General features: G+C 74.2%; 26 protein-coding genes and 1 tRNA gene. 13 read left to right on the top strand and 14 right to left on the bottom strand.

Annotated features, from left to right (window positions below):
• Positions 1-6: 6 nt before the first annotated feature.
• The 5 genes from CPE01_RS04095 to CPE01_RS04075 form a co-directional block, all read right to left on the bottom strand.
• Positions 7-1,395: an MFS transporter gene (locus CPE01_RS04095; RefSeq protein ID WP_146805366.1), complete on the bottom strand. Its 1,389-nt coding sequence runs from the start codon at positions 1,393-1,395 to the stop codon at positions 7-9.
• 184 nt (positions 1,396-1,579) lie between these two features.
• Positions 1,580-2,875: an ATP-binding cassette domain-containing protein gene (locus tag CPE01_RS04090; protein WP_146805365.1), complete on the bottom strand. Its 1,296-nt coding sequence runs from the start codon at positions 2,873-2,875 to the stop codon at positions 1,580-1,582.
• Positions 2,872-3,690, bottom strand: a complete 819-nt coding sequence (locus CPE01_RS04085) for an ABC transporter permease (RefSeq protein ID WP_246783729.1) — start codon at positions 3,688-3,690, stop codon at positions 2,872-2,874. Before CPE01_RS04085 ends, CPE01_RS04090 begins: the two co-directional genes overlap by 4 nt.
• A 152-nt stretch (positions 3,691-3,842) precedes the next feature.
• Complete coding sequence (gene modA, locus CPE01_RS04080; RefSeq protein WP_246783728.1) at positions 3,843-4,700, bottom strand: molybdate ABC transporter substrate-binding protein; 858 nt, start codon at positions 4,698-4,700, stop codon at positions 3,843-3,845.
• Positions 4,697-5,101 (bottom strand): TOBE domain-containing protein, encoded by a 405-nt coding sequence (locus CPE01_RS04075; RefSeq protein WP_146805364.1) that lies wholly within the window; start codon positions 5,099-5,101, stop codon positions 4,697-4,699. Before CPE01_RS04075 ends, modA begins: the two co-directional genes overlap by 4 nt.
• 194 nt (positions 5,102-5,295) lie before the next feature.
• Here CPE01_RS04075 and ppk2 point away from each other — a divergent pair, with 194 nt between their 5' ends.
• Together ppk2 and nhaA are read left to right on the top strand one after the other, a co-directional pair.
• Positions 5,296-6,153, top strand: coding sequence for a polyphosphate kinase 2 (gene ppk2, locus CPE01_RS04070; protein WP_146805363.1), 858 nt, complete (start codon positions 5,296-5,298; stop codon positions 6,151-6,153).
• On the top strand, positions 6,150-7,655 hold the full coding sequence (gene nhaA / locus CPE01_RS04065) for a Na+/H+ antiporter NhaA (RefSeq protein ID WP_146805362.1): 1,506 nt from the start codon (positions 6,150-6,152) through the stop codon (positions 7,653-7,655). Before ppk2 ends, nhaA begins: the two co-directional genes overlap by 4 nt.
• Here nhaA and CPE01_RS04060 read toward each other — a convergent pair.
• Both CPE01_RS04060 and CPE01_RS04055 read right to left on the bottom strand, forming a co-directional pair.
• On the bottom strand, positions 7,628-8,431 hold the full coding sequence (locus CPE01_RS04060) for an SDR family NAD(P)-dependent oxidoreductase (protein ID WP_146805361.1): 804 nt from the start codon (positions 8,429-8,431) through the stop codon (positions 7,628-7,630). The two genes, nhaA and CPE01_RS04060, sit on opposite strands and share 28 nt — an antisense overlap.
• A 69-nt stretch (positions 8,432-8,500) precedes the next feature.
• Positions 8,501-9,058: a DsbA family protein gene (locus CPE01_RS04055; RefSeq protein WP_246783727.1), complete on the bottom strand. Its 558-nt coding sequence runs from the start codon at positions 9,056-9,058 to the stop codon at positions 8,501-8,503.
• 38 nt (positions 9,059-9,096) lie between these two features.
• On the opposite strand from CPE01_RS04055, the gene CPE01_RS04050 reads away from it, so the two are divergent.
• Positions 9,097-10,065: a DNA-3-methyladenine glycosylase family protein gene (locus CPE01_RS04050; RefSeq protein ID WP_146805360.1), complete on the top strand. Its 969-nt coding sequence runs from the start codon at positions 9,097-9,099 to the stop codon at positions 10,063-10,065.
• Here the strand turns inward: CPE01_RS04050 and CPE01_RS04045 are convergent.
• The gene (locus tag CPE01_RS04045) at positions 10,010-10,453 is read right to left on the bottom strand and encodes a GNAT family N-acetyltransferase (RefSeq protein WP_146805359.1); all 444 of its coding nucleotides are present in this window, start codon (positions 10,451-10,453) and stop codon (positions 10,010-10,012) included. The genes CPE01_RS04050 and CPE01_RS04045 overlap by 56 nt on opposite strands.
• 628 nt (positions 10,454-11,081) lie before the next feature.
• On the opposite strand from CPE01_RS04045, the gene CPE01_RS04040 reads away from it, so the two are divergent.
• The 7 genes from CPE01_RS04040 to CPE01_RS04010 all read left to right on the top strand — a co-directional run bounded on the left by CPE01_RS04040 (position 11,082) and on the right by CPE01_RS04010 (position 16,764).
• Positions 11,082-12,047 (top strand): DUF4349 domain-containing protein, encoded by a 966-nt coding sequence (locus CPE01_RS04040; RefSeq protein ID WP_146805358.1) that lies wholly within the window; start codon positions 11,082-11,084, stop codon positions 12,045-12,047.
• Between the two features lie 147 nt (positions 12,048-12,194).
• A complete protein-coding gene (locus CPE01_RS04035) occupies positions 12,195-13,184 on the top strand; it encodes a hypothetical protein (protein WP_146805357.1) in 990 nt (329 codons plus the stop codon).
• Positions 13,185-13,287: 103 nt separating this feature from the next.
• A complete protein-coding gene (locus CPE01_RS04030) occupies positions 13,288-14,829 on the top strand; it encodes a DUF2079 domain-containing protein (protein WP_186811402.1) in 1,542 nt (513 codons plus the stop codon).
• A gap of 66 nt (positions 14,830-14,895) precedes the next feature.
• Positions 14,896-15,891, top strand: a complete 996-nt coding sequence (locus tag CPE01_RS04025) for a DMT family transporter (RefSeq protein ID WP_246783726.1) — start codon at positions 14,896-14,898, stop codon at positions 15,889-15,891.
• Between the two features lie 44 nt (positions 15,892-15,935).
• Positions 15,936-16,009, top strand: a tRNA-Met gene (locus tag CPE01_RS04020).
• 136 nt (positions 16,010-16,145) lie between these two features.
• Positions 16,146-16,361, top strand: a complete 216-nt coding sequence (locus tag CPE01_RS04015) for a hypothetical protein (protein WP_146805355.1) — start codon at positions 16,146-16,148, stop codon at positions 16,359-16,361.
• A 19-nt stretch (positions 16,362-16,380) separates the two neighbouring features.
• Positions 16,381-16,764 (top strand): hypothetical protein, encoded by a 384-nt coding sequence (locus CPE01_RS04010; protein WP_146805354.1) that lies wholly within the window; start codon positions 16,381-16,383, stop codon positions 16,762-16,764.
• 109 nt (positions 16,765-16,873) lie between these two features.
• Here the strand turns inward: CPE01_RS04010 and CPE01_RS04005 are convergent, their stop codons facing one another.
• Complete coding sequence (locus tag CPE01_RS04005) at positions 16,874-17,491, bottom strand: ATP-binding protein (RefSeq protein ID WP_146805353.1); 618 nt, start codon at positions 17,489-17,491, stop codon at positions 16,874-16,876.
• 126 nt (positions 17,492-17,617) lie between these two features.
• Between CPE01_RS04005 and CPE01_RS04000 the strand changes: the two genes are divergently transcribed.
• Together CPE01_RS04000 and CPE01_RS03995 are read left to right on the top strand one after the other, a co-directional pair.
• Positions 17,618-18,574, top strand: coding sequence for an SPFH domain-containing protein (locus tag CPE01_RS04000; RefSeq protein ID WP_146805352.1), 957 nt, complete (start codon positions 17,618-17,620; stop codon positions 18,572-18,574).
• Complete coding sequence (locus CPE01_RS03995) at positions 18,571-18,822, top strand: type II toxin-antitoxin system antitoxin (RefSeq protein WP_146805351.1); 252 nt, start codon at positions 18,571-18,573, stop codon at positions 18,820-18,822. Before CPE01_RS04000 ends, CPE01_RS03995 begins: the two co-directional genes overlap by 4 nt.
• Before the next feature lie 32 nt (positions 18,823-18,854).
• On the opposite strand, the gene CPE01_RS03990 is transcribed toward CPE01_RS03995, so the two are convergent.
• From CPE01_RS03990 to CPE01_RS03970, 5 genes are all read right to left on the bottom strand, one after another.
• Positions 18,855-19,868, bottom strand: a complete 1,014-nt coding sequence (locus CPE01_RS03990; RefSeq protein WP_146805350.1) for a hypothetical protein — start codon at positions 19,866-19,868, stop codon at positions 18,855-18,857.
• A 122-nt stretch (positions 19,869-19,990) separates the two neighbouring features.
• Positions 19,991-20,773 carry an ABC transporter permease gene (locus tag CPE01_RS03985; protein WP_146805349.1) on the bottom strand — a complete coding sequence of 261 codons (783 nt, stop codon included), beginning with the start codon at positions 20,771-20,773 and terminating at the stop codon, positions 19,991-19,993.
• The gene (locus tag CPE01_RS03980) at positions 20,770-21,717 is read right to left on the bottom strand and encodes an ATP-binding cassette domain-containing protein (RefSeq protein ID WP_146805348.1); all 948 of its coding nucleotides are present in this window, start codon (positions 21,715-21,717) and stop codon (positions 20,770-20,772) included. The genes CPE01_RS03985 and CPE01_RS03980 overlap by 4 nt, the downstream gene beginning before the upstream one ends.
• 30 nt (positions 21,718-21,747) lie before the next feature.
• Positions 21,748-22,599, bottom strand: coding sequence for a DUF4097 family beta strand repeat-containing protein (locus CPE01_RS03975; RefSeq protein ID WP_146805347.1), 852 nt, complete (start codon positions 22,597-22,599; stop codon positions 21,748-21,750).
• On the bottom strand, positions 22,596-23,099 hold the full coding sequence (locus CPE01_RS03970) for a toxin-antitoxin system HicB family antitoxin (RefSeq protein WP_146805346.1): 504 nt from the start codon (positions 23,097-23,099) through the stop codon (positions 22,596-22,598). The genes CPE01_RS03975 and CPE01_RS03970 overlap by 4 nt, the downstream gene beginning before the upstream one ends.
• A gap of 237 nt (positions 23,100-23,336) precedes the next feature.
• Between CPE01_RS03970 and CPE01_RS03965 the strand changes: the two genes are divergently transcribed.
• Positions 23,337-24,320 (top strand): NAD-dependent epimerase/dehydratase family protein, encoded by a 984-nt coding sequence (locus tag CPE01_RS03965; RefSeq protein ID WP_146805345.1) that lies wholly within the window; start codon positions 23,337-23,339, stop codon positions 24,318-24,320.

Here is a 24,320-nt window from a genome sequence, read left to right as displayed (position 1 = left end):
GGGGCCTCAGATCACCGTCTGGCCGAACGACGACCCGCGCCGCGAGTACACCGCCCACGTCACGAACGCCATCACCGCGTACATCCCGACGACGACCCACAGGGCCGCCTGGATGTTGCCGGTCTGCGACGTCGAGATCGCGAAGCCGCGCGGGATGAGGAACCCGCCGAACGCCCCGACCGCTCCCGCGATGCCCAGGCAGCCGGCCGCGGACCGCGCGCGCCGTGCCCGGTCCTCGTCGTCCGTGGCGCCGTGCCGGAAGACCGCGGGGATCATCCGGTAGACCGAGCCGTTGCCCGCACCCGTCGCGACGAACAGCACCAGGAACGACGCGAGGAACGCGCCGAAGCTGTGGGACCGCAGCGCGGCGATCGCCGAGACCACGCCCGCCGCCATGACCGCGAACGCCGCGATCGTCACGCGTGCGCCGCCGAGCCGGTCCGCGAGGATCCCGCCGAGCGGCCGGGCCACCGAGCCGACGAGCGCACCGAGGAACGCCACCGACGCCGTGATCTCGGGGAACGTGCCCTTGATCAGCGTCGGGAACACGCCCGAGAAGCCGATGAACGAGCCGAACGTGCCGATGTAGATGAACGAGATGATCCAGGTGTGCCGCTGACGGGCCGCCACACCGTAGGACCGCGGGTCGGACTTCGCGTGCGACAGGTTGTCCATCCAGCGCCACGCCAGGACCGCCGCGAGGATCGCGAGCGGCACGAACATCAGCCCCGCACGCTCGAGCGCGACGCCCGCACCGGAGACGATCACGAGCGGCACCGCGAGCTGGACCGCGGCGGTGCCGAGGTTGCCGCCCGCGGCGTTGAGCCCCAGGGCACGGCCCTTCTCACGCTCCGGGTAGAAGAAGGAGATGTTGGCCATCGACGAGGCGAAGTTGCCGCCGCCGAGCCCGGCGAGCGCGGCGACCCCGAGCAGCACGCCGAACGACGTGTCCGGGTTCTGCACGACGACCGCGAGGCTGATCGTCGGCACGAGCAGGAGCAGCGCGGACACGATGGTCCAGTTGCGGCCGCCGAACAGCGGCACCGCGAACGTGTACGGGATACGCAGGGTGGCGCCGACGAGGCTCGGCACCGCGATGAGCCAGAACATCTGGTCCACGCTGAGGGCGAACCCCGCCGCGGGCAGCTGGGGCACGACGATGCTCCACAGCGCCCACACGGCGAAGCCGAGGAACTCCGCGAAGATCGACAGGATCAGGTTCCGCCGGGCGATCGGCCGCCCGACGGTCGACCACTGCCCCTCGTCCTGCGGGTCCCAGCCGTCGATCCAGCGGCCGGGACGGTGGACGAGCGGCGCACCAGGAGCGGCGACCGGTGTCGGGACGGCGGTGGGGGTCGACGCCTGCGGGTCGACGGTCGCGAGCGGCTGCGCCATGGGGGCCTCCGGGGCTCGGTGGGGGCTCGGACGTGCCTGACGCTAGGAACGGGATGTTTCGGTACCGGTGGTCCCGCTGTTGCGTCGCGGGAACCTTTCGCGCACGGGTCGCCCGACGCGCGTGTGAGAAGTCGCCCGACGCGCGTGCGGGACGAGGGCCGACGCGCGTGCGGGACGGGGGCCGTCAGACGGCGCGGACGCGCACGTCGGGGGCCGCGACGCGCAGCCGGACGGGACTGCCCGGCCGCAGGTCGAGCGCCACGGCGCTCGCCGCCGCGACGTCGACGAGCACGTCGTCGGTCGTGCGCACGCGCAGGCCCCGCGGCCCCCGCTCGACGTCGACGACGACGGCGTCCCACGCGAGCTGGGCCCGGCCGTCGCGCGCCGACACGTCGTCGGCACGCGCGTCGGCCGCTCCGTCCCCCGGCCGGTCCCCCGTCCCGTCGGCAACGCCGCAGATCCGCACGTCACCGGGTGAGAACGTCAGCTGCCACGCGTCGTGGGTGGAGAAGGTCACGCCAGCCGACGCTTTCTCCACCCACGAGGCGAAGGCGTCGGCGGGGACCGTCAGCGCGAGCGACGGGGAGCGGAGCAGGGCCGGCGCGCCGGCACCTGCAGGGGTGATCGGAGTGACGCGCAGGAGGTTGAGGTCGGCCAGGGCGGCGGTGAAGGGGTGGACCGGGTCCGTGAGGACGGTCACAGGGTCGCCCTGCTCGACCACGTCGCCGTCGTGCAGCACGACGACGTGGTCCGCGAGCGCGAGCACGTCGACCACGTCGTGCGTGACCAGCACGGTCGGCACGCGCGCGGCGCGCACGTGTTCGCGCACCACGTCGCGCAGCTCGGCGGCGGTGCGCACGTCGAGCTGCGCGAAGGGCTCGTCGAGCAGGAGCGCGTCGGGGCGGGCCGCGAGCGCGCGCGCGAGCGCCACCCGCTGGCGCTGACCGCCCGAGAGCTCGTCGGGCCGACGACGCGCGAGGTCGCCCAGCCCCACGGCCTCGAGCCACGCCGCCGCCTCGTCGCGCGCGTGCGCCGGCCGCACCCCCGCGGCGCGCGGCCCGAACGCGACGTTCTCGAGCACGTCGAGGTGCGGGAACACCAGCGGGTCCTGCCCGAGCAGCCCGACCGACCGCCGGTCCACGGGCACGTGCACGTCGCGTTCGCCCGGCATCGTCCGGGTCAGCACGCGGTCCCCCACGCGCACGTGCCCGCGCTCGACGCCGAGCGTGCCCGCCAGCAGCGCGAGGAGCGTCGACTTGCCCGCGCCGTTCGGCCCGAGCACCGCGGTGACCCGCCCGGGCTCGACCGCGAGCGCGGCCGCGAGCGTGAACGCACCACGCCGCACGTGCACGTCCGCGACCAGCGCACCGCGCGCTGCGTCGTCCGGCTGCCCACCCGGCCCACCGCGGGCGCCTCCACCGGGACGCCCCACGGCACGCCCCTGCCCGCGCCCGATCACCGTCCCGTCGAGGTCGCTCATGCGCCCGCCATCCGGCCCGGTCGCCATGCGCGGGCGACGAGCAGCACCGCGACGGCCGCGACGACGAGCAGCAACGACAGCGCGACCGCGGCGCCCTGCGTCACGCCCGCGCCGTTGAAGGCTGCGTAGATCGCCAGCGGCATGGTCTGCGTGACGCCCGGCGTGTTCCCCGCGAACAGGGCGGTGGCGCCGAACTCGCCGAGCGCCCGCGCGAAGCACAGCACCGTCCCGGCCAGCAGCCCGGGTGCCGCGAGCGGCAGCGTCACGCGCCGCAGCGTGGTCCAGCGCCCCGCGCCGAGCGTCGCCGCGACGGTCTCGAACCGCGTGCCGGCCGTCCGCAGCGCGCCTTCGAGCCCCAGCACCAGGAACGGCATCGCGACGAACACCTGCGCGATCACCACCGCCGTCGTCGTGAACGGGATCGTCACGCCGAACCACGCGTCCAACGAGCGCCCGACGAGCCCGCGTCGGCCGAGCAGGTAGAGCAGCGCGATGCCGCCGACGGTCGGCGGCAGCACGAGCGGCAGCGTGACCAGGGCGCGCAGCACGTCGGCGGCCCAGCCCGTCGCGCGGGCGAGCACCAGGGCCAGCGGGACCCCGAGCACGAGGCAGCACGCGGTCGCGGCGAGCGACGTGCCGAGCGACAGCGCGAGCGCCTGACGCGCGGCCTGCGACGACACGTCCTCGGGCAGCGTGGCCCAGCTCGCGCGCACGACGAGCGCGACGACCGGCATCACCAGCAGTCCGACCGCGAGCGCGGCGGGCAGCCACAGCAGCCGCGGCGCGCCCGGCCCGCGCACGCTCGTCGTCGTCACCTGCGCCCCCTCGCACGTCCGGCCGTCGCGCAGCGAGGCGTCGGGGCGGGCGCCGTCGGGACGGATGCGGTCGGTGCGGATGCGATCGGTGCGGATGCGATCGGTGCAGGTGCGGTCGGGGCTGCTGCGGTCGGGGCAGGGCGCGGCATCGGTCAGCCCGCCTCGGAGGGCGGGGCGAAGCCTCGCGCGGCCAGGAGGGTCTGGCCCTCGCGCGAGACGAGGAAGTCGACGAACGCACGCGCGACGGCCGGGGCCGTGACGTCGGTCAGCACCGCAGCCGGGTAGGCGTTGACGGCCTCGGACGACTCGGTGAAGTCGACGCCCTCGACGGCGTCGCCGGCCTTGAGTACGTCCGTGCGGTACACGAGGCCCGCGTCGGCCTCCCCCGCGGTCACCTTGGTGAGCACGGCGGTGACGTTCTGCTCGAGGCTCGCGGGCACGAGGGTCACGCCGGCGGACTCCAGGACGCTCGCGGCGGACGCGCCGCACGGCACCTGCGCCGCGCAGACCACGACCTTGCCGCCGTGCGCGGACAGCGCCGCCAGGTCCGCGAGCGAGGTCAGGCCGTCCGGGTTGCCCGCCGGCACGACGATCTGCAGCGTGTTGGTGGCGACGACGGCGGGCTCGCCGTCGACCAGCCCGGCGTCGGCCACCGTCTGCATGCTCGCGGGATCGGCCGTGACCAGGACGTCGGCATGCGCACCCTCGACGAGCTGCGTCGCGAGCGTCGAGGAGCCGTCGTACGTCACGCGCGCGAACGTCACACCCGGGTGCTGGGCGGTGAACGCGGCCGCGAGCTCGTCGATCACGGGCTCGAGGGACGCAGCGGCGAACACGGTCAGCTCACCGCCCGGCGCGTGACCGGCCCCGGCCGACGACGCCGGCGCACCCCCGGCGGGCGCGGACGACGAGCCGCACCCCGCGAGTACCGCGGCGAGCGCGACCGCAAGCACGGGCGCGACCGCGAGCACAGGGCCGAGCGCGGCGCCTGCGACCGTACGCCGCCTCACCGCACCCCGCTGGTGGTCTCCACGACGACCGTCGTCGCCTTGACGACCGCCGAGGCGCGCGAGCCGACCTCGAGCCCGAGCTCCCGCACCGCCTCGCTGGACATGAGCGAGACGACGCGGAACGGCCCGCACTGGAGCTCGACCTGCGCCATCACGGTGTCGGCCGTGATCGCGGTGACGAGCCCCGAGAACCGGTTGCGCGCCGACGAGCGGTGCGCCGCGGGGTCGTCGGGCGCAGCCGCGCGCTCGACCGCGAACGCGGCGAGGTCGGCACCGACGATCGCGGCGCGTCCCGCGGCATCCGTCGTCGCGGGCAGCGCACCGGCGTCGACCCACCGGCGCACGGTGTCGTCGCTGACGCCGAGCAGCTCGGCGGCCTCGCTGATCCGATAGTGCGTCACGGGACCCCACTCTAGGGCCGCATCTGCGGCGCGCGCGATCGTCTCGGCACGCACCTGCGACGCATCGACGGCGTCGCCGCCGGCGGCCGCCGGTCACGCCTCGTCGTCGCCCGCGCCCGCGCGACGGACCGCGCCCAGGTGCCTCGTCCTCGACTCCCGGCGACCGCACGCGTGCGGCGCGGTAGCGTCCCGACATGGGGACGAAGGGGAAGAAGGCGAAGAAGGCGGGCCGCGCCGCCCAGAAGATCCCGGACGCGGTCTACGAGGCCGAGCTGTTCCGCCTGCAGACCGAGCTCGTCAAGGTCCAGGAGTGGACCAGGGCCACCGGGGCGCGCATCGCGGTGGTGTTCGAGGGCCGCGACGCAGCCGGCAAGGGCGGCACGATCAAGCGGATCTCCGAGTACCTCTCACCGCGCACCGCGCGCATCGCCGCGCTGCCCACGCCCACCGAGCGCGAGAAGACGCAGTGGTACTACCAGCGCTACGTCGCGCAGCTGCCCGCCGCTGGCGAGATCGTGCTGTTCGACCGCTCCTGGTACAACCGCGCGGGCGTCGAACGCGTCATGGGGTACTGCACGCCGCAGGAGTACGCGACGTTCATGCGCCAGACCCCGATCTTCGAGCAGATGCTCGTCGAGGACGGGATCCTGCTGCGCAAGTACTGGTTCTCGGTCTCGGACGAGGAACAGCTCCGGCGGTTCCGCTCCCGCCTCGCCGACCCGCTGCGCCAGTGGAAGCTGTCCACCACCGACCTGCAGTCGATCTCCAAGTGGGAGGACTACTCGCGGGCCAAGGACGAGATGATGGTCCACACCGACGTGCCCGCGAGCCCCTGGTTCGTGGTCGAGAGCGACATCAAGAAGCACGCGAGGCTCAACATGATCGCGCACCTGCTGTCGACGATCCCGTACACGGACGTGCCGCACGAGAAGGTCGTCCTGCCCGACCGCCCCGCACCGTCCTCCGGCTACGAGCGCCCACCGCGCGAGCTGTCCACCTACGTGCCGGACCACGTCGCCTCCCTGCGCGGCGACGCCGAACGCGACCTGTGACGGCGAGCTCGACCAGCACGAGCGTCGGGCCGGCGCTGCGCGTCCGCGTGCCGTCCCTGACGCCGAACGTGCGGGACTTCCTGCGCACCGAGGCCGGGTCGGCCCTCGTGCTGCTCGCCGCGACCGTCATCGCCCTCGTGTGGGTCAACTCCCCCTGGGAGTCGGCCTACCACGCGCTGTGGGACACCACCGCGGGGCTGCACGTGGGCGACTGGTCGCTCGACCTGACGCTGCACGGCTGGGTCAACGACGCGGCGATGGCCGTGTTCTTCACCGTCGTCGGGCTCGAGATCAGCCGCGAGGCGACGCGTGGTGAGCTGCGCGACCGGCGCAGCGTCGCCGTGCCCGCGATGGGGGCGCTCGGCGGGCTCGTCGTGCCGGTGCTGCTGTTCCTCGCGATCACGGCGGGCACCGACGTGCGGCACGGGTGGGGCGTGGTGATGTCGACCGACACCGCGTTCCTCGTCGGGATCCTCGCGCTGTTCGGGCCGGCGTGCCCCGACCGGCTGCGGCTGTTCCTGCTGACGCTCGCGATCGTCGACGACATCGGCGCGATCACCGTCATGGCCGTCTTCTACACCGACGACGTCGACCTGATCGCACTCGGCGTCGCGGGCTCGCTCGTCGTCGCGATGCTCGTCCTGCGCTGGCTGCGCGTGTGGCGGCTCCTGCCGTACGTGCTGTGCGGCGTGGCGCTGTGGGTCGCGGTGCAGGCCTCCGGCGTGCACGCGACGCTCGCGGGAGTGGCCGTCGGGCTGGTCGTGCCGGCGACCGCACCCCGTCGCGAGGACGTCGAGGCCGTGCGCTGGTACGCGCGTGACCTCGTCGAGGAGACCACGGCGGACCGCGAGCGCCTCGCCGAGCTCGCCGCGCGCGCGGCCGTCCCCGCGGGTGACCGGCTGCAGCGCATGCTGCACCCCTGGAGCGCGTTCGTCGTCGTGCCGCTGTTCGGTCTGGCGAACGCGGGCGTCCGGCTCGACGCGGAGTCGCTCGCCGACGCCGCCCGCTCCCGCCTGACCATCGCGGTCGTCGTCGGACTCGTCGTCGGCAACGCGATCGGCATCAGCGGCGCGTCCACGATCGCGATCCGGCTCGGCATGGGCGACCTGCCCGGACGCGTGCGCTACGGGCACCTGCTCGGTGGCGCCGTGCTCGCGGGCATCGGGTTCACGATCTCGCTGTTCATCGCCGAGCTCGCGTTCGACGACGAGGAGCACCTGGGCCAGGCGAAGGTCGGCATCCTCGCCGGGTCGTTGCTGGCCGCCGCGACAGGCTCGGTCCTGCTGCGCTGGCTCGGCGAGCGGCTCCCGCTGTGCTCGCCGCCGCGCGAGGCGCCGACCTCACTCCCGCCGCTCCCCTGGCGTGCCCCGGAGTCGTCCGGCGCGGCGTCCGGGGGCTCGGCGTCTGTGGGCTCGGCGTCCGCAGAGTCGGCGTCGGTCACGGACCTGGACGACGAGGCGTCCGGCGCCGGCGGTCAGGCCAGCGGGTCGTCGGCGCCGTAGGCCGGGACACGGAACCGACGCGCGTCCTCGCGCACGATCACCTCGGCGGCGGCCTGCAGCGACTCGACCGTGTCCGCACCGGCACGCACGAACCGGCCGGACAACGCGTCGAGCTCGCCGTCGCCGAACGCGCGGACCAGCGCGACGACCTCGTCGACCGACGTCCACGCCGTGCGGTCGGCGTGCACGGGCATCGCGGCGGTCATGTCCGTCGCCACGACGCCCGGCGCGAGGTCGAGCGTGCGGATGCCGCGGTCGCGGTACTGCGCGTCGAGCAGCGCCGTGAGCCGGCCGAGCGCGCCCTTGCTGATGCCGTAGCCCGTGTACGACGTCTGCAGGTTGTAGCCCGAGCCCGAGTTGACCTGCAGGAGCCGTCCCTCGCCGCGCGCGAGCATCGCGGGGAGCACGGCGTGCGCGACGAGCATCGGGCCGCGCACGTTCGTCTCGACGACACGCCAGGCGTCCTCGACGTCGTCGGACGCGAAGTCCGTCTCGTCGTGCTCGATCACGCCGGCGTTGTTGACGACGAGGCCGATCGCACCGAGGCCGTCCTCGGCGCGTGCCACCGCGTCGGCCACCTCCGTCGCATCGACGAGGTCCGCAGCCGCCACGACGACCGTGGCCGCGGGCGCCTCCCGCGCGATCTCCGCCGCCGTGTCGTCGAGGTGCGCGCGGGTCCGGCCGACGACCGCCACGTCGTACCCCGCACGCGCCAGCCCGAGGGCGATCCCGCGCCCGATGCCCCTGCCCGCCCCCGTCACCAACGCCGTCCGCATCACCCGCCCACCCTGCCACGCCGGGTCGCGGCGCACGCAGCCGAGGGCGCCGGCACGGCTACCGGGTGGTCAGCCGGACGTCGCGGTGCGCAGGGCGGGGGCGGTGATCGGGCCGGTGTAGCGGGTGCCGTCGACGAACAGCGTCGGGGTGCCGGCGACGTCGTGGGCCAGGCCGTCGAGGTAGTCGGCCTCGACCGCGGGCGCCCAGCGTTGCACCGCCTCGCCGACGACCTCGTCGGGATCGATCCCCGCGTCGCTCGCGTACCTGCGCAGGTCCGGGTCCGCGAGGCGGTCCTGGTGCGCGAACGCCGCGTCGTGCAGGTCCCAGAAGCGACCGTGCGCCGCGAACGCCTCGGCCGCGAGCGCCGCGGTGAGCGCGTGCGGGTGGATCTCGAACAGCGGGAAGTGCCGCCACACCAGACGCACGCGACCGCCCGAGTCCTCGACGACCTCGCGCAGCACGGGCGCGGCCGCGCGGCAGTGCGGGCACTCGAGGTCGCCGAACTCGACGATGGTCACCGTCGCCGTCGGCGAGCCGTACGCATGACGCATCGGGTCCGGTGCGTCACGGTCCGGTCGCAAGGGGTCCGTGGGCATCGGGTCACGCGGCGCGGGGTCGACGGGCACGGGCCCACCGTAGGACCCCCCAGCTACGGTGACGAACCATGACGCCACCCGCCGCCGCTCCCCCGCCGACGTCCACGACGCTGGTCGTGCGAGTGCCGTTCGACGCGGCCGCGACGCTCGCCTACCTCGCGACGCACGTGGTCCCGGGCGTCGAGCTCCTGACGACCGACCCGGCCGACCCGGCCGTCGGCACCGTCGAGCGGCTGGTCCCGGACGGCGACGGCGGCGTCGGGCGCCTCGTCGTGCACCTCGCGGACGACGAGGTCCGCGCCCACGTCGTGCCGACGGCGAGCGGCCGCGCGGGGTGGACGCAGGAGCAGGTGCGCGAGCTGCTCGCGCGGTGGTTCGGGCTGGCGGACGACCTGGCGGACGCCGTGTCGCACCTGCGCGACGACGAGGTGCTCGCACCGTTCGTCGCCGCACGCCCGCGCCTGCGCGTGCCGGGACACGTCGACGCGATCGAGGTCGCCGCGCAGACGGTGCTCGGGCAGCAGGTCTCGCTCGCCGCGGCACGCACGTTCACCGGGCGGCTCGCCCAGGCGCTCGGGACCGTGCACGCCGGTGGGCTCACCCTCTTCCCCACGGCCGCGCAGATCGCGGACGCGGACCCCGGCGAGCTGCGCGCGGCCCTGCGCGTCCCCGCGAGCCGGTCGCGCACGCTCGTCGGACTCGCGCGCGCGTGCGCCGACGGGCTCGACCTGCACGCGACGGACGACCCGGCGGGCACCCGCGCACGCCTGCTGGCGCTGCCCGGGATCGGGCCGTGGACCGCCGACTACCTCGCGCTGCGGGCCACGGGTCTTCGCGACGTGCTGCCCGCAGGCGACCTGGTGCTGCGTCAGGCGCTCGGCCTGGACAAGCCGCGCGACGTCGAGGCCCGCGCGCGGGCGTGGTCGCCGTGGCGCGCGTACGCCGCCCAGCACCTGTGGTCCGGGACGGTGCTCGCGCGGCTCACGCGAGCCGCTTCTCCAGCTCGACCTCGCTCGACGGCTCGTCGGGGGTCGTGACCAGCGTGAAGCGACGCTCGCGCAGCAGCGCGAGCGCGTCCGTGCGCGCCGGGTCCACGGCGACCTGCAGCCGCGCGAACCCCGCGGTCGCGGCGCTCGACTCGAGCGCCGCCAGGGCGCGCCGGATCCGGTCGCGGCGACGACGCCCGGGGACCGCCCAGACCCCCGTGAGCTCGGCGACCCGCGCGTCACCCGGTCGGGCCGGCCCATGCGCGACGCGCGCGTGGAACGAGCCGCCCGCGACCGGGACGTTGCGTTCGAACACGACGACGACGTCGTCGACGGGTGCGCCGGCGGGCACCTCGTCGGGCGTGGGGGCGTCGCCGAGCAGCGGCGTCGCGCGGACGGGGAGGTCGAGGACCTGGGACACGGTGTACTCCTCGAGCACGGGGCGGACCGCGGGTCATGCGGTGCGCGGGTGTGGGACTGGTTCGGTGGGCGGACGCCGCCCGGCTGGACCGGGTCGGGCAGGGCCGCGGGTCGGTCGCGAGCCTCGGTGGTGACGCCGGTGCCGTGAGTCGGTCGCCTGGGAGCCGGCCGGAGGATCGGGCTCGGTGGCGGGCGGCGGAGCCGTCGAGCTCAGATGCGGTGGCTCGCGGTCGGCGCCGGGTCGACCGGGCGGGCGCGTGCGGCGCGGTGCGGGGTGGCGCGTTCGGCGTCAGCAGGGACAGCGGAACGCGCGGAGGTATCGCCCGTCGGCGATCATCGACCACGCGCATACGGCACGGGAACGCGCGGGATGCTCCCGTCGTCCGTGCATGGCGCGTACCTCCGCTGTGCGGCTCCCGTGAGGGGGCTCCGAGCCGGGCCGTAGGTCGACCCGTCGTGCGGACCGTACGTCGGCCCCAGGACCGGGTCAACCGGATTCATGGGCCTTCTCATCCCTCAGTCACCCCGTCGGCCGAGCGGCCGACCGAGCGCCACGGGAGCCGTGCGGGCTGCGATCCGATGACGACGACGTCACGATCGGGCCACTGTGCGCCCGCACGACACCCGCAGTCCCTACGGTCGGCACCATGACCACCACCCGGCGCCGACCTCGTCCGTCCACGCTGACCTGGGCATCTGCGGTGATGCTCGTCGGGCTGCTGCTCGCCGGCTGCTCGGCGAGCGCCGAGTCCGGCGACCAGGCGCCCGCCGGCGGCGTCGCGGCCGACACCGACGGTGGCGGGAGCGACAAGGGCGCGCAGGACGAGTCGGCGCCGGGCGGGACGTCCGGCACGTCGAACGAGGCGCGTCTCGTCGTGCAGACCGGCACGGTCTGGGTCGAGTCCGAGGACCCGATCGCGACGGCGCGCGCGCTCGTGGCGCACGTCGAGGGCGCGGGCGGCCGCATCGACTCACGCTCGGAGCAGGCCGCGAGCGAGACCGAGGTCGCCGTGTCGTCGATGACCGTCCGCGTACCGGCGGACAAGGTCTCCTCGACCATCGACAAGCTCAAGCAGCTCGCGCAGGTCACCAGCATGGACCTGCAGGTGGAGGACGTCACCGACGCGGCGCAGGACCTCGACGCCCGGATCCACGCGCTCGAGCTCTCGGTGGAGCGCATGGAGACGCTCATGGAGGGGGCGACGAGCACGCGCGAGCTGCTCGAGGCGGAGACCGCGCTGTCGTCGCGCCAGGCCGAGCTCGAGTCGCTGCAGTCGGAGCGTGCGCGCCTGCAGGGCCGCGTCTCGCTCTCGACGCTCGAGGTCACGATCTCCGGGCCCGGCACGCTCGAGCCGCAGGAGGAGGAGCAGTCCGACACCTTCCTGTCCGGTCTCGAGGCGGGGTGGGAGGCGCTGGTCACGACGATCTCGGTGACGTTGGTGGTGCTCGGAGCACTGCTGCCGTGGCTCGTCGTCGCCGGTCTCGTGGCGCTCGTCGTCGTGGCCGTCCGACGCCGCCGTCGTCGGCCCGCACCGCCCGCGCCCGAGGAGCGCGAACCGGTCGCGGTGGGCGCCCCGGACCCCTCCGGCCCGAACGCCTCACGCGAGGGCTGAGCGGCTCGAACCCGCAGGTCACGGGCGAGATTCGCCCGCACGGGCGAGGTGCTGGTACCCCGTCACCCGGATGATCACTCGGTTGGGCCGCGCGGGCGACGACGCGCACGCCCTACGGTCGAGCGGACCTGGCGGGAGGCGAGGGCTGTGAGCACCGTGCGCAAGGACCCGCGGTGGCGGGAGGCCGAGAGGTTCGCCGAACGTCACGCGCGCCTGGTGCTCGCGCGGCTCGACGCCCACGTGACCGCGGCGCCCGAGGAGGGCGCCCTCGACCTCGTCGGCGAGGACCTCGCGGCGTTCGTCGAGCACTACCGCTCGCCGGTGTCGCGCGAGACGGTCGAGCGGCTCCACCGCGCGGCGGGCGGGCGGACGGCCGTGTGCTACTCCCGCGCCGGGTACAGCAAGACGGCCGTGCTGTGGGCCGACGAGCGTCGCGTCGCGCTGTTCGGCTACACCGACGCCGGTCATGCGGCGCCGCTCAACGCGTTCGCGAGCGAGCTGGTCGCGCGCGCGCAGGTCGAGTCCGAGCACCACGTCCGCGTCGCGGCGGACGTGGTGACGCGCCACCAGAGCGCGCTGCGGCACGAGGCGGAGCGGCGCGAGCGCGAGGCCCACGCGGCGGCGCTGCGCGCCCAGCAGGCGCAGGAGGCGGCCGAGCGCGCTCGTCGGCGGCGGCGCGAGCTCGACGAGGCGACGCTCGGGCGCACGCTGTCGCTCCTGCTCGCGCAGCGCATCGACCCGACCGCGCTGCACTCCACCGTCCAGCGGCTGGCCCTGTCGGGCGTCGTCCAGGCGGTCGCTGCGGGCGCCGGGCGGCTGTCGCTCGCGGAGCGCCCGCACGCGGTCGCGCTCGTGCGCTCCATGTTCGACGAGGCCGCGGGTGCGCTCGAGGTCGCGACGCCTCCGTGGGCGCAGTCCACGCCGCAGTACCGGGCCGCGCGCGTCGCGCTGTACCGCGCGCAGGACGCGCTCGACGCGGCCGACGGGCTCGGGGTCGCCGGGCACGTCGCGCCCGAGGACGTCGCCCGGCACCTGCACGAGGCGGAGAGATGCTGGCGCGCCGTGGTCGCCGAGCTCGTCAAGGCGCAGGGCGCCCCGCTGATCGACATCCCGCACCCGCGTCCGGCGCTGCGGTGACGACGTCGGCGCGCTGACACTCGGACGTGCGGCGCCGGACCGCGCCGCGCCCTCGTCCGCCGTCCCGGCTCCCGCGCACGGGCGGGCCTGTCATGATTCCCCGGTGGCTGTGACGGACGACACGACCAAGACCCCCGACGGGGCGAGCACGCCTCCCGCCGAGGACCGCGCCGACGAGCGCGCGAAGACCGCGGCCGACGAGGACGCCGCGCCGGTCGTCGCGAGCGAGCCGCTCGCCCCGCCCGAGCCCCGCGGGGCCGCCGCGTGGGGCGGTCCGCTCGTCGTCGCGCTGCTCGCGGCGGCGACGTATGCGACCTTCTCGGTGCTGCAGTGGCGTCGGTTCGAGTCGCCGTCGTGGGACCTGGGGATCTTCACGCAGCTCGCGCGCCGGTACGCGCACGTCGAGGCGCCGATCGTCACGATCAAGGGCGACGGCTTCAACCTCCTGGGCGACCACTTCCACCCCCTGCTCACGCTGCTCGGCGTCCCGTACCGGGTGTTCCCGCACGCGCTGACGCTGCTGATCGTCCAGGGGCTGCTGTTCGCGGCGTCGGTGTACGTGGTCGGCCGGCACGCGGTGCGGCTGCTCGGCGCACTGCAGGGCACGCTGGTCGGCGCCGCGTACGCGGTGAGCTTCGGGCTGGTCGGTGCGGTCGCCGCGCAGTTCCACGAGATCGCGTTCGCGGTCCCGCTGCTCGCGCTGTCGCTCGTCGCGCTGCTGCGGGAACGCTGGCTCGCGGCTGCGCTGTGGGCCGCGCCGCTCGTCTTCGTCAAGGAGGACCTGGGGCTGACGGTCGCGGCGCTCGGCCTCGTGCTGTGGTGGAAGATGCGCGGCCGCGACACGCAGCGGCCGTCGCTCGGGCTGTGGCTGACCGGCTGGGGCTTCGGCTGGACCGTGCTGTCGACCGCGGTGCTGATCCCGGCGCTCAACACGCAGGACCAGTGGGACTACGGGTCCCGGATCGACGTCGGCGCGATCGTCACGCACCCGTGGACGGCGATCACGCTGCTCGTCGACGACGGCAGCAAGGTCGTCACGCTGCTGCTGCTCGTCGCGATCACCGGGTTCATCGGGGTCCGGTCCCCGATCCTGCTCGTCGCGCTGCCGACGATCATGTGGCGCTTCTACGCGGACAACGGCTACTACTACGGCCACACCTGGCACTACAGCGCGGTGCTCATGCCCATCGCGTTCGCCGCGCTGCTCGACGGTGTGCTGCTCGCGCGCCGCTCGCCGCGCGGGTGGCTGCGCCGCTACTCGTTCGCGGCGGCACCCGTCGCGGTCGCGGTCGCGGCGATGCTCGTCCCGCAGCTCGACGTCGCGCGGCTCGGACGTCCCGACGACCTGTGGGCGCAGTCGTCGCGCGCGGTCGAGGCCCGTCAGGTGCTCGCGACCATCCCCGACGACGCCGTGGTGGAGACCGACATCGGCCTCATGTCGTACCTCGTCGACCGGACCGACGTGTTCTACGTCGGCAACACGGGCAACCCCGCGCCGGACTACGTGCTGATCGACCAGTACGGCGGCGGCTGGAACCCGGCGCCGAACGACGCCGCGCAGGACGCGCAGGACCGGTTCCCCGGCACGACGTTCCGGATCGTCTACAACGCGGGCGGCTACCAGCTCGCGCAACGCACGAGCTGAGCTCGGCTGCGGCGTCTCGTCGTCGTCGCCTTGCCTCCTGCGGGATGCTTCGGCGATCGTCGTGACGTGACCACGTCCCCCACCACGGGCACCTCGCCCCGCGCGACGCCCTCGACCGCACCGGCTGGAGGACCCGCTCCCGCGCCGACGGCCCGGCACATCGTCGTCAAGTACGTCGCGCTCGCCCTGATCTGGGGCTCGAGCTTCCTGCTCATCAAGGTCGCGCTCGAGGGCCTCTCCCCCGCGCAGGTCGCGCTCGGCCGGATCGTCCTGGGCGCGCTCGCGCTGGCGGTCGTCGCGACCGTCACCCGGCGCCGCTGGCCGAGCGACGCGCGCAGCTGGGGCCACCTCGCCGTGACCGGCGTGCTGCTGTGCGTGCTGCCGTTCCTCGCGTTCGCGTGGGCCGGGCAGCACCTGGCGTCCGGGCTGTCGTCGATCCTCAACGCGACGACCCCGCTCATGACCGCCGCCGCCTCGGCCGCGCTCCTGCCCGCCGAGCGCCTCACCCGCCGCCAGGGCGTCGGCCTCGTCCTCGGGATCACCGGCGTCGTCGTGATCGTCGGTCCGTGGACCTACCTGGGCGAGCTCGCGGACGCCGCTCCCCTGCCCGCGGTCCTCGCGTGCCTCGGCGCGACCACCTGCTACGGGCTCGGCATGACGTACCTGCGCCGGTTCGTCACTCCGCTGCGCCTGCCCGCCGAGACCGTCGCCGCGGGCCAGGTCGGCTCCGCGGCGGTCGTGATGCTGCTCGTCTCGCCGTTCATCGCGCGCGAGCCCGTCACGCTGTCGACCTCGGTCGTCGTCAGCCTCGTCCTGCTCGGCGTGCTCGGCACCGGGATCGCCTACGTGTGGAACACGCAGGTCGTCGCGACGTGGGGGGCGCAGCGCGCCTCGACCGTCACCTACCTGACCCCGGTCGTCGGCGTCGCGCTGGGCATGGCCGTGCTCGGCGAGCACCTCGAGTGGCACGAGCCCGTGGGCGGCGTGCTGGTCGTCGTGGGGGTCGTCGTCGCGCAGGGCACGCTGCGCCTGCGGCGGGGTGCGGTGCGGGTCACAGGCTGACGATTTGGACACCCAGCGGCCGTGTCGTAAGGTTGTCGAGCCGACGCGGGGTGGAGCAGCTCGGTAGCTCGCTGGGCTCATAACCCAGAGGTCGCAGGTTCAAATCCTGCCCCCGCTACTCACGTGACGAAGGCCCGGACCACCAGGTCCGGGCCTTCGTCGTCTCCCCCACCGCCGGCAACCACACGCAATGCCGACGAGACCCGCGCAACCCTGGTTGCAGACGCGGATCGCTGCAACTAGAGCTGCAGCGCGTGAGGATCAGGGCGAGCGCCAGGAACCACGGCGTCGCCGACGCGGACATCCCCCACGCGATCGAGCACGACGTCCGCGCGTTCGACAGCGGCGAGGTGCTCATGATCATCGGCCCGGCACGCAACGGGGCGATGCTTGAAGTCGGCGTCGTACCCGACGACGCCGACCCCCGGACCATCCACGCGATGCCCGTGCGTCGGAAGTTCTGGCCGTGACGAGGAAGAGGGCAGCGACGTGAAGAACGCGAAGACCACCACCAGGAAGGCCCCGCGAGCGCTGGGCGAGAGCTCCGCCGCGAGGTCGGCAGACACCGGCCGCCTCGTCCGGCAGCGCACGGCCACGAACACCAGGGCGCGCCACGCGGACACGGACGACGACGCCGCACGACTCGCCATGCTCGAGGGGTTCGACCCTGCCAAGGCGACCGTGCGCGACCGGTCTGCGGTCGCGCACATCGAGGCGGCCGTGCGGGCCAAGCGCGCCGCCGAGCAGGACATCGAGAACGCCGTCATCGCCGCGCGCGCGAACGGCGTGACGTGGACCGAGATCGGCGCCGCGCTGGGCATCACTCATCAGGGCGCGATCAAGCGGTACGGACACCGGCGGGCCGTCGGGTAGCGGCTGCGCGTCGAGCAGGACCCGCCTGACGACCGGGCCCACACCAGCGGACTCCGCCGCCCCCGCGCGCGTCGCTCGCCACCCGGGAGCGTCCCGCCAGGCCGGGCGGCTACTCGCTGCGGATGTCGACGTCGAGCGACTCGAAGGCGGCGACGGCACGCAGCCGTTCAGCGGTCAGACCCGCCCTGGGCACCCGCAGGTCGGCGAGGAAGCGGACCGTGGTGCCGGTCGCTCCCGTGGGCTCCACCGGGAGCAGGTCGCTCGTCGGGATGCCGTGCTCGTAGCGCTGGGTCCAGGCGCCGTCGGTGCGGGCGTTGGTGTGTGTGAGCCAGACGCTCAGCGCGGCGACGACCGAGATCCCGCGCCGAGGGTGGCCGTCGGGCAGCAGCACGTCGTGGCCCGTGTCGAAGAAGCGCACGTCGCGGGTGGCCATGACGGGCTTGCGGATCGGCTCGCCCGTGCTGAGCTGCCGCGTGTCCGTGCCGCGCCCGCCGTCGGCGACCGAGACCGACCCGTCCGCGTGCAGCGTCACGACGCACGTGCCGCGCCGCCCGCGCTCGGCCGCCTCCTCGTCGGCGTAGGCCATGACCTCGAGCACGAGGTGCAGCGCGCCGCCGGGCGCATACGCAGCCGGGTCACGACGGATCGCCTCGAGGTGCGCGAGGTCGACCGTCACCGCCCAGTCGTGCGTCGTCGTCACCCAGGTGGCCGGGTCCGAGGTCGTCATCCGCGCATCCTTCCAGCACGCACGAGGCACCGCACGGGTCTTCGGGGGTGTCGGGCGGGCCACCAAATGTGATATCACTTTGATATCGCGCAGGAGGCGCGGTGACACGATCCTCAGGCGGACACCATGACCGACACCGTCCCGCCGCAGAGCTCCGAGGGCGGCGACCCCGCAGGCAGGCCGGTCGGCCACGCCGGCGCTCGCGTCGACGTCGAGGAACGCTCGGCGTGGACCGTCGGGGCAGGCGGTGCGGCCCTCGTCCTGCTGCTCTCGGTGGGTCTCGCGGTCGCCTCGATCCCGTTCTTCGCGGCGGCCGACGCGGGCCAGGACGGGCTCGCCGCGGTCGGGATCCTCGCGATCCTCCTCGCGATGCTCGGGTTCTCCGGGCTGACGATCGTCTCTCCCGGGCAGACCAAGGTCGTCCAGCTGTTCGGCCGGTACCTCGGCACGGTCCGGCGCACCGGCTTCGTCATGACGGTGCCCCTGACCACGAAGAAGCGTGTCTCGGTCCGCGTCCGCAACTTCGAGACCAACGAGCTCAAGGTCAACGACGCCGACGGCAACCCGATCAACATCGCCTCGATCGTCGTGTGGCAGGTCGCGGACACCGCCAAGGCCACGTTCGCCGTCGAGGACTACGCCGACTTCGTGCGCGTGCAGTCCGAGTCCGCGCTGCGGCACGTCGCGATGGCGCACCCCTACGACCACGCCGACGACGGCGAGCAGTCGCTGCGCGGCGCCACCGAGGTCGTCTCGGGCGAGATCGCCGCTGAGGTCGCCGAGCGCGTGGTGATCGCGGGCATCGAGGTCATCGAGGCGCGCATCTCGAACCTCGCGTACGCACCGGAGATCGCCCAGGCGATGCTCCAGCGTCAGCAGGCCGGCGCGATCATCGCGGCGCGTGAACGGATCGTCGAGGGTGCCGTCTCGATGGTCGAGGACGCGCTGTCGCGGCTCGAGCAGGACGGCGTCGTCTCGCTCGACGACGAGCGCCGTGCGGCCATGGTCTCAAACCTGCTCGTCGTCCTGTGCGGCGACAGCCGCGCGACACCCGTCGTCAACACCGGCACCCTGTACGCGTGACGGACGACGAGGCGCTCACGCCGGACCGGGCCACGCCCGCCCGGCGTGAGCGCAAGTCCGTGCTCCTGCGGCTGGACCCCGCGGTGCACGACGCGCTCGCGCGGTGGGCGGCCGACGACCTGCGCTCCCTCAACGCCCAGGTCGACCTGCTGCTGCGGCGGGCGCTGACCGAGGCGGACCGCATGCCGCGAGACGCCCGGCCGCCGCGGCGTCCCGGGCGACCGCCGTCGTCCGACGACGCGGGCTGACGGTCGTACGCCCCCGGCGCACGACCGTCGCCTCAGCCCGCGCCGCTGGTCGCGAGCGCGAGGACGTGCGCGTCCGAGCCGGACGGGACGACGAACTCGACGGTGCCGCCGCCCAGCAGCAACGTGACGCGCTCGGCGCCCGCGTAGTCGGCGTCGGGCTCGACCTGGACGCCCCGCAGCCGCGCGAGCGGCACCACGAGACGGGACGACGAGTGCACCGGCGCGGCGCCCCGCACGAGCCAGTCGTGACGCCCGAAGACCTCGAGCACGCGCTCGTCACCCGCGACGACCGCACCGTGCAGCGTCATGGGCGAGACCGCGTGCATGAGACGGCGCACCGCGGTGCGCACCCCGCTGCCCGACGGCGGCACGACGCGACGCCCGTGCCAGGCCCAGGCCCGCAGCTGCGGGCTGCGGCGGGCCACCGCGAGGTAGTCGCTGCGCAACGACAGGTCCGCCGCGCCCACGTCGACCTGCTGATCGGGGACGCCTCGCGCGGCGACGGCCGTGAGCAGCGCGCGCCCCGTCGGGCTGGGCTCGTCCCCCGCCAGCGAGGCGCGCAGCAGGTGGATGAGCCGGTCGACGTTCGCCCGCGCCGAGCCGCTGTACCGCAGCGTGACGCGTGTCCCGTCGGCCCGGTGCACCGTCAGGGACGCGTCCAGCATGTTCACGACGTCGTGCACGGCGACGACGTCCACGAGCGCGGTGGTCGTCACCTCGTACGCGGGCCTGGCGCCACCGGGCACCGGTCGCTCCCGCCCGCCCGGGTCTCGGCGTCCGGTCACGCGGCACAGGACCGTCAGACGCTCGGGCTCGAGGACGACGACGTGGTCGTACAGGTCCATGTCGGGCCTCGCGTCGCGCCGCGCGATGTTGCGCGGGACCTTCAGCACGAGGTCCGCCGCGGCGAAGTCGACCGGGTACGACCGGTACAGCCGGGGCAGCTCGTCGTCGCACGTGACCTCGTCGACCCACGGGCCGAACATCGCGTACTCGCTCGTCGCGATCGCGTCGTGCGTGCTCGGACGGGGCGCGGACTGGTCCACGTCCGCACGCTACGTCCCGGCGCGACCTCGGCGTCAGGACCAGGGACCCGCCCCAGCCGATCGGCCGGCGTCCGCTCCGCGGGGTCGGGCGGGTCGACGGGCGTCAGCCGGACCGGCCGGCCTCACGCGGTGCGCAGGGGCTTGCGCTCGTAGAGGCGCCGGGCCCAGAGCCAGCCGCCCACGCCGATCACGACGATCCACGCGAGGCTCAGCCACGCGTTCGACCCGACCGGGGTGCCGAACAGCAGGGACCGCAGCGTCTCGATGAACGGCGTGAACGGCTGGTGGTCGGCGAACCACTGCATCCACGACGGCATCGACTCGGTCGGCACGAACCCGCTGCCGAGCAGCGGCAGGATCATGATGGGCATCGGCAGGTTGCTCGCGCTCTCGACTCCCCGCGCGTAGACGCCGAACGCGACGCCCAGCCAGCACAGCGCGTAGCTGACCAGCGCGAGCAGCGCGGCGGCGCCGAGCCAGCCCCACGGGCCGGCGGGAGCGCGGAACCCCATGAGCACCGCGATGAGGGTGACCGCGACCGTAGCGAGCAGGAGCTGGATGAGGTTGCCGAGCACGTGCCCGCCGAGCACCGCGGAGCGAGCGATGTTCATGGTGCGAAAGCGCGTGATGATGCCCTCGCTCAGGTCCTGCGCAACGGAGATCGCGGGACCCGTGACGCCCCCGGCCACGGTCAGCAGCAGGACACCCGGCACGACGTACTGCAGGTAGGAGTCGGTGCCGCTGGTCGGCAGCCCGGCGCCCATCGTCCCGCCGAAGACGTAGACGAAGAGCAGCAGGAAGACGACGGGCAGCGCGATGAGGTACGCGATCATCGGGTAGCGCATCGCATGGCGGATGTTCCGGCGCAGCATGATGCGCGCGTCGGTGAAGCCGATCGCGCTCATGACGCGACCCCCTCTCGTGCGTCGACGTCGTGGCCGGTCAGGGCGAAGAACACGTCGTCGAGGTCGGGTGTGTGGATGGTGAGCGAGCGCGCCTCGACGCCGTCGCGGTCGAGGCGGTCCATGACGTCGCGCAGCGAGGCGAGGCTGCCGTCGCTGGCGACCTCAAGGGCGAGCGTTTCGTCGTCGGGCTCGCCCGAGCCGAGTGCCACCGCGGCCGCGCGCAGGACCGTCGGGTCGTCGAACTCGAGACGGATGCGGCCACCCGGCACGAGCCGCTTGAGCTCGGCGGGGGTTCCCTCCGCGACGATCACGCCGTGGTCGAGCACCGCGATCCGGCCGGCCAGCTCGTCGGCCTCGTCGAGGTACTGGGTCGTGAGCAGGATCGTCGTACCGGCCGCGGCGAGCTCACGGACGACCCGCCACATCTCGGCGCGGCTGCGCGGGTCGAGGCCCGTGGTGGGCTCGTCGAGGAACACGATCTGCGGGCGGGCGACGAGCGTCATCGCCAGGTCGAGGCGGCGTCGCATGCCGCCGGAGTACGTCGCCAGCGGCTTGCGCGCGGCGTCGACGAGGTCGAACCGCTCGAGGAGCTCGGCGACCCGGCGCCGGCCCTCGCTGCGACCGAGGTGGCGCAGGTCGGCCATGAGCTGCAGGTTCTCCTCCCCCGTGAGCAGCCCGTCGACGGCCGAGAACTGTCCTGTGAGCCCGATGGCCGCGCGCACGGCGGCAGGCTCCCGCACCACGTCGTGCCCCGCGATGCGGACCTCGCCGGAGTCGGGCGCCAGGAGCGTGGACAGGATGTGCACGGTCGTCGTCTTGCCCGCGCCGTTGGGACCGAGCAGCGCGTACACGGTGCCGGCGGCGACGTCGAGGTCGATCCCGTCGAGCACCACGTCGGTGCCGAACGACTTGCGCAGTGCGTGGATCGCGATGGCCGAGGTCATGGCGACACGTCCTCTCGTCAGGGGTGGAGGTCAGAGCTGGGGGTCGTACCTGTCGACGGTGATGGAGCCGTAGCCCGTGCGGACGTGCACCTCGAGCGTCTCCTCGTCGGGCTGCGGACCCGCGTCGTCGGTGAGCTCGGTGCGGACCGCACCGTGCCGGGAGGCGACGTCGAGCCACACCGCGGTGCCGCGGCGGACACCGACCCGGACGTTCCCGTAGGAGCCGTCGACCTTGAGCACACCGCGCACCGCGTCACGCACGCGGACCTTGCCGTAGGCCGACCGGATCGTGGCTCCAGCGCCGAGCGTGCCGAGCTCGATCGACCCGCTCGACGAGGCCACCTCCGCGGGGCCGGCGACCGCCTCGACGACCACCGGGCCGTCGGAGCCGGTCAGCCGCAACGACCCGCCGACGCGGCCCAGCCACGCCGAGCCGGACTTGAAGCCCACCTCGGCGTCACCTGTGACGTCCGTGATCCGCAGCTCGCCGTGCCCACCGGAGACGGTCAGCCGCTCGACGGAGTCGACCGCGAGCTCGCCGTAGGCGACATCGGCCCGGACCACGCCCAGGCGACCGGCCAGGTGGGTGCTGCCGTACTTGTTGGCGGTCTCGACGTGCGAGCCCTCGGGCACCTCGACGACCACGTCGACCGAGTCGCCGGGCCCGAAGATCGCGAGCCGGAACGGGCCGGTCACGAGCACGCGGTCGCCTACGCGCTCGACCTTGACGCCGTTCGCGGCCGACCGGTCGCCGCCCCGCTGGGGGTTCGACGGGCTCACGCGCACCTCGACGTCGGTGCGGCCGCTCGCGACGACGTCGATCCGGCCCATCTGGATCTCGACGCGGACCTGCGCGGGCCCGTCGAACGCGAACGTGGTCACCGGACCCACCCCGTGAACGACGAGCCGCGCGACTCGCGCACCGTGCGGCGCGGTTCGAGCGCGAGGCCGACGGCGCGCACGAGCCAGGTGTTGAGCGAGATCCCCTCGGCGGCGGCTGCGGCCTCGGCGCGGACCTTGAGGCCTTCCGGCAGGCGCAGGGTGGTGCGCGCCGTCGAGCCGTCGTCGGCCTCGTCGCCTGCGTCCGCCACGGGCGCCGCCGGCGTTGCGGCGGGCACCCGTCCTGCAGCGTCGTCGAGGGTCGGCATCGTGACGGCGAACTGCACCTCACGGCCACGCAGGCGCACGTCGACCGAGCCCGGGGCGAGCTCGCGCGTGATCTCCCCCGCGGCCTCGGACAGGACCTCGAGGATCGCCAGCCGTGCGGCGGGCTCGAGCGCGGTGACGAGCCGCTCGGCGCGCTCCTGCGCCTCGGCGTCTCCGGCCGCGCCGGCGGCCACGAGCTGCCGCTGGAGCTCTTCGACATGGTGCGCGATCTGCATGACGCCACTGTGACACCATGTTGGCGTCATTGCAACGCCATGCGCAGCCTGCGATATCCCGTCGCGAGCGTCGAGGAGACGCAGACCGTCGCCGTCCCCACGACGAGACGAGCGTCGCGGCACCGGACGAGGGGCCCGGACGTCCTAGCCGATCGGCTAGGACTTTGCTCCCGGGGGCGCCTTCACCTGCAGGTCTAGCCTGGCCACACCTACCGACGACTCCCCGAAGAGGCGACCATGAACTCCACCCTCGTCCTGGGCGGCACCGGCCTGCTGGGCTACCACACCTCGCTCGAGCTGCTGGCCCGCGGCTACTGCGTCTCGACGCTCTCGCTCCCCGTCGAGGGCGAGTCGTTCCTGCCGTCCGAGGTCGACGCGCACTGGGGTGACGTCACCGCGATGTCCGACGCGGACGTCCTGGCGCTCCTGCGCGGGAAGCACGCCGTGTTCTACGCGATCGGCGCCGACGAGCGCACGATCCCGTCGGCCCCCGCAGCCCGCTTCTTCTACGAGGCGAACGTCGTACCGACCCAGCGCGTCGCGCGTCTTGCCCGCGAGGCGGGCGTGGCCAGGTTCGTGCTCTACGGCTCGTACACCGCCGAATGGGCCGAGCAGTGGCCGGACCTGGACTACCGCGGGCGCAACGGCTACCCGCGGACCCGCCTGCTGCAGGAGGAGGTCGCCTGCCTCGAGGGCGAGGGCGCGATGGACGTCATGACGCTGCGCCTGCCGTACATCTTCGGGCTCGTCCCGGGTCAGCGACCCCTGTGGCAGATGTTCCTCGACATGGACGCCGCGCAGGCGGGCCCGGTCGCGGTGCTCGGCGGGTCGACGTCGTCGGTCACGGTCCGGCAGGTCGCGCAGGCCGCGGTCGGCGCGATGGAGCACGGTGAGCACGGCGGCCGCTACCCCATCAACGCGTACGACCTGACCTACCTCGAGCTCCACCAGCTGTGCTGCGAGGCGCTCGGCCGCGATCCGAAGGACGTCGTCGTCGTGCCGCTCGAGGCGATGCTGCCCGCGTACCAGGAGGCGGACGAGCAGTCCGCCGCCGCGGGGGTCGAGCACGGCATCCACCTGCCGGACTCGGCGCGCTTCCAGGACCGCGCCGCGGTGAGCGACCCGGCCCTCAGCGCGGTGCTGGGCATCGAGCCCGACGACGTGCCCGCCGCCATCCGCGAGTCGCTGCAGTGGTGCATGCAGCACCCGCGGACCGCCTGA

It is taken from the genome of Cellulomonas persica (assembly GCF_007989825.1).
In the GTDB taxonomy this organism is placed as follows: domain Bacteria; phylum Actinomycetota; class Actinomycetes; order Actinomycetales; family Cellulomonadaceae; genus Cellulomonas; species Cellulomonas persica.
The sequence above is the reverse complement of the archived record's forward strand: the minus strand, read 5'-3'. Positions and strand labels throughout refer to the sequence as shown.